At 46.9% G+C, this 4,182-nt stretch carries 4 protein-coding genes; all 4 read right to left on the reverse strand.

Annotated elements, in window-relative coordinates:
• A partial coding sequence (locus tag AB4496_RS20115) for a phenylalanine--tRNA ligase subunit alpha (RefSeq protein WP_372131739.1) occupies window positions 1-699 on the reverse strand: 699 nt, incomplete at its 3' end.
• 383 nt (window positions 700-1,082) lie between these two features.
• Entirely contained in the window at window positions 1,083-2,315 is a 1,233-nt protein-coding gene (locus AB4496_RS20120; RefSeq protein WP_102258576.1) for a hypothetical protein, read from the reverse strand.
• A gap of 9 nt (window positions 2,316-2,324) precedes the next feature.
• On the reverse strand, window positions 2,325-3,146 hold the full coding sequence (locus AB4496_RS20125; RefSeq protein ID WP_102258577.1) for an outer membrane lipoprotein-sorting protein: 822 nt from the start codon (window positions 3,144-3,146) through the stop codon (window positions 2,325-2,327).
• A 44-nt stretch (window positions 3,147-3,190) separates the two neighbouring features.
• The coding region (locus AB4496_RS20130) for an RND family transporter (protein ID WP_372131737.1) at window positions 3,191-4,182 on the reverse strand (992 nt) is incomplete at its 5' end.

Raw genomic sequence — 4,182 nt, forward strand, 5'->3', positions numbered from 1 at the left:
GTTACAAAGGAAATCGTTAAGAATGCCTTTAAGTTGTGCGAAGTTTACGTTCTCATCAACTAACATACCTTCCACTTGGTGGAACATTGGCGTGTGAGTTTGATCGTAGTCGTTACGGTAAACACGACCCGGAGCAATGAAGCGGAATGGCGGTTTGCCGTTTTCCATCGTACGGATTTGAACACCAGAAGTGTGCGTACGTAGCATTAGATCAGGGTTGAAGAAGAAAGTATCGTGATCAGTACGAGCTGGGTGATCGTCTGCGATGTTTAGTGCATCAAAGTTGTGGAATGCATCTTCGATCTCAGGGCCAGACTCAGTGCTAAAGCCAAGCTCACCAAAGAACTGTTCGATACGCTCAACTGTGCGAGTAACTGGGTGAAGACCACCGTTCTCAATGCGACGACCTGGTAGGCTCACATCGATAGTTTCTTCAGCTAGTTTCGCTTCAAGCTCTGCACGTTGTAGTGCGTCTTTGCGAGCTGCGATCGCTTGTTGAACAGCACCTTTCGCTTTGTTGATCTCTTGACCAGCAGTGCGACGCTCTTCAGGTGGAAGTTTACCTAGGCTTTGTAGTTGAAGAGTTAGTTCACCCTTCTTACCTAAATACTGAACTCGCACTTCATCAAGTGCGACTAACGAATCTGCTGTATCAATAGCAGTCGTTGCATTAGCAATGATCTCTTCTAGATGTTGCATCATTTCCTCATCTACCAGTTGGTAGTGTCCGTATCGGATGATTAGTTTTTTTAGATAGCTACACATAGTAATCAAACACGCTACCAATGCCAAATTGAATCGCTAAAAGAGCAAGTTATTGACTAAAAACACGGCAAATTTAACGTTAGAAAACAGAATTTCATTGAAATCGATGAAATCAAAGAGAAACCGATACAAAAACGTCACCAAGTGAGACAGTTTGATTACATTCACAGAACCTTGTTTGAGGCGTGATGTTAGGAAGCGCTCAGTAGAAGAGTGAGAATTGAAACCAAGGAGCGAGGTTTAAGACCACCGCTCTTTGGTTTATTCGTAGAAAATCTGAATTTAAACTTAAAAATTGAAGCTAAAACATCGAGCCTTTAGAAGTAATACTCCAACGCCACTTCGACAAAATCATCCTTACGAGCGAAGAACAGTAAGTCTTCTGGGGTTTCATTCTCAAACAACCAAGCGTTTAATCGCCACTTGAGGTTGTTATTGATGCGGCTTGAGGCTTCCAACTTGGCGCTGTAGACATCGCTGTTGTCTAAGTCTTGAGTAATGCCTGTAAGTACTTCGGTGCCGTCTTCATCATTCAAGGCGACACGCGCCCCAAGGAACACATCGTTTTGGCCGATGGTTTGGGCGTTATTGCCTCGGCTGTCATACAAGTATTCAGCGATAAAGCCGATGTCCCAATACGATTCAAGCGCCCCAACCCATGTGTATTCAAAGCCTGTCGCGACGCCTGTGTGGTTGTCGTAGCTGTCGCGATAAATGCTTTCCAGCTTCCATAACCAGTCACCAATAATGCCTTGCACATCGAGTCCGAAGTGCTGCATTTGCGCGTAATACGGCTTTAGCTGATTGCCTTCTACACGATAATAAGGGTCGCGATTTGTGCCGCCTAAATAGCTTAAACCGACATCCCAATCGCCGTACATTTGGCTATAGCGCAGCGCTACATCAACGTGCTTTTCTTCTCTCGAAGATTCGTAAAGCGCATCGTCCGATACAGGTACAGTCGACCTTAATCGACCGTCTTCCCCTGCAAAGGTACGCTCACGAAAATACGGCAGTAACATGGCATCAATGGTTCCCCAGTCTTTGATTGAGGTAAAGTGCACCATAGGCTGACCCAACTTAGATTCACCATCGACCGATTCAATGGCATCGGTTTGGTTTACCACATCCACCAAGTGCGCCGATTCGGTTACACCCCAAAACACCTTGCCGACACCGGCTCGCAATTCGTAATCGTCCCAATAATTGAGATACAGAGCTTCACGAACGTCGCCATGGGTTCGCTCATCGTCTTCGCTGTCTAGGCGGTAAAACGGCGTGAAGGTAAAGCTGCCGTTGCCCTCCTCTTGCTCCCAGTAAAACTCTGGTTGCAACACCAGTGAGCTTTGTCCTTTATCTTGCCCTTGCAAACCGTCACTAAAGAACTGCCTGTGTTCGAGGTTAATCTGCCCTGCGAGCTGTGGGGTGATCTGTTCTACGAACTCAGAGCTAATTCCAGCCGCCACACATGGCAACGACACCTGCATGAGTCCAACGGTCGCTGCCAAGGTTAAAGATAACTGCGTTCCTGTTAACACAATCCTTTTCATATTCTTGCCTTACTTTGCACGTTTCAGTGTGTTTTTCTGGAAATCTTTGTCCTTAAGACCGGTTTGGAACGCTAAATCTGTCGTGGTTAAAACGGTGCTTTTGCCTGTTTGATGGTTTTGCATCGACATGGTGTGCGCGCGCCAGTATTGGTTTAGGTATTGTTTGTAGTCTTGGAACGAGAGGGTTTTCAACAATGCGCCTTTACGGTCGTAAAACTCCACTTGAACGGGGCGGTAATATTGTTGGTCTAGCCATACTTTCTGCATGGTGTAGCCAGAGTTTTTGTCGGTCGGAACCTGCTCTAAAACAAAGGTATCAACACCTTCAATTTTGGCGTCTTCAATGTAGTTGAAGGTGTACTTTCCTAACTCGAACGAGCTCAAGTCTTCATAAGCAAATTCACTGCCCATAAACGGGCCCGATTTGTTGCGCGAAGAGATGCGTTTTACACGCTTCAATGCAGGCAGATACAACCATTGGTCATCCGATTTAGAGATGTGTGAATGGTTCAAGAAAGCCGTGCCTTTTACGTCGCGAGGCTCATCAAAAATGGTCAGTCCTTTGTCGCCATCGTCATCCACTTCTAACGACTTCAATCGCATTAGGCGTGAGCTGCTTTCGCCTTGTTTGTTGCGAAGTAGCATTTCCATGGTCGCAACTGAATCGCCCCACCCCATATCGACGGCTTTGCGTTGTTCGGCAATCTCTAGGCCTTTCGCAGGGTCGGCTAACGCAGGGAAAGCGGCGAATATGCCTATTGTTAAGGTGCCGACGCTTAATGAACTGACAGCAAATAGTGTCGTAACGAGAGTTTGTTTAACGCTTTTCATAAATTTCTCCTTGAGTCAGCCCACCGCAGCAGGCTGACGATTCCTTATTTAGTCGAAGTCGACAGTTCGCCGGCTGGGTTAGCTTGCCCTGTTTTAGTTAGTTCTGTTTTAGATAACTCGGCTTTAGATAGCTTTGATTCGTGCTGAGGTTTATCTGCATAGTGGGTCTGTTTGTCGAAGATCATCAGCAAGCTAGGCAGCAAAATGAAGTCGACCACCAGCGCTATAAAAATCACAATCGCGCTGAGTAAGCCCATGTCGGAATTGAGTCTGAAGCTCGACATCGCCAGCACAGAGAAACCAGCCACAAGCACGACAGTGGTAATCCACAGTGCGCGACCAACGGTGTGGAACGCGTAACGCACCGCTTCTTCTGCTGATTTCCCTTCCATTCTTGCGCGTTGGTATTTACTTAAGAAGTGCACTGCATCATCGACAACGATACCCAGTGTGAGCGTGACCACGACTGACAAACCTAGGTTGATTTCACCAGAGATAAGCGCCCACAAACCAAAGCCGACAATTGCCGGGGCAATGTTTGGCACTAGGCTGATTAAACCTAAGCGAACCGAGCGCAATGCAAAGATCATCAGGCCAGAGATAAGTACTAAGGTGATAGGCAGAGTCGATAGCATGCTCGCCATGTTGGTTTCGCCAATGTGAGCAAACATCAGTGATGGGCTCGATGCGACCACTTCATACTGAGGTGCATTAGCCGCAAACCATGAGTAGATGCGCTCTTCGAGTTCAACCAATTCCACACTGCCTAGGTTGTCCACCGTCAGCACCATTTTGATCGATGATTTATCGACGTTGATTTGGTTGTTCAAGTCCAAACCGTATGGCAGAGACATTTCGTAAAGCAGTAAGTATTGCGCGGCGAGTTCACGGTTAAGTGGCAGTTGGTAGTAACTGTCGTCATCGCCATGCATGTTCTTATTCAAACGCATGTAAACATCGGAAAGCGTGGCCACGTGGTCGGTTTCTGGTTGTACGCGTAGCCAATCAGTAAAGTCACCAATCGCTTGTAAGAACA

The organism is Vibrio sp. 10N.222.46.A1, from assembly GCF_041473595.1.
GTDB lineage: Bacteria > Pseudomonadota > Gammaproteobacteria > Enterobacterales > Vibrionaceae > Vibrio > Vibrio tasmaniensis_A.

Excerpts from the sequence above, each read along its gene's own strand:
- AB4496_RS20120 (WP_102258576.1), bottom strand. The coding sequence starts at position 2,315 with ATGAAAAGGATTGTGTTAACAGGAACGCAGTTATCTTTAACCTTGGCA.
- AB4496_RS20125 (WP_102258577.1), bottom strand. The coding sequence starts at position 3,146 with ATGAAAAGCGTTAAACAAACTCTCGTTACGACACTATTTGCTGTCAGT.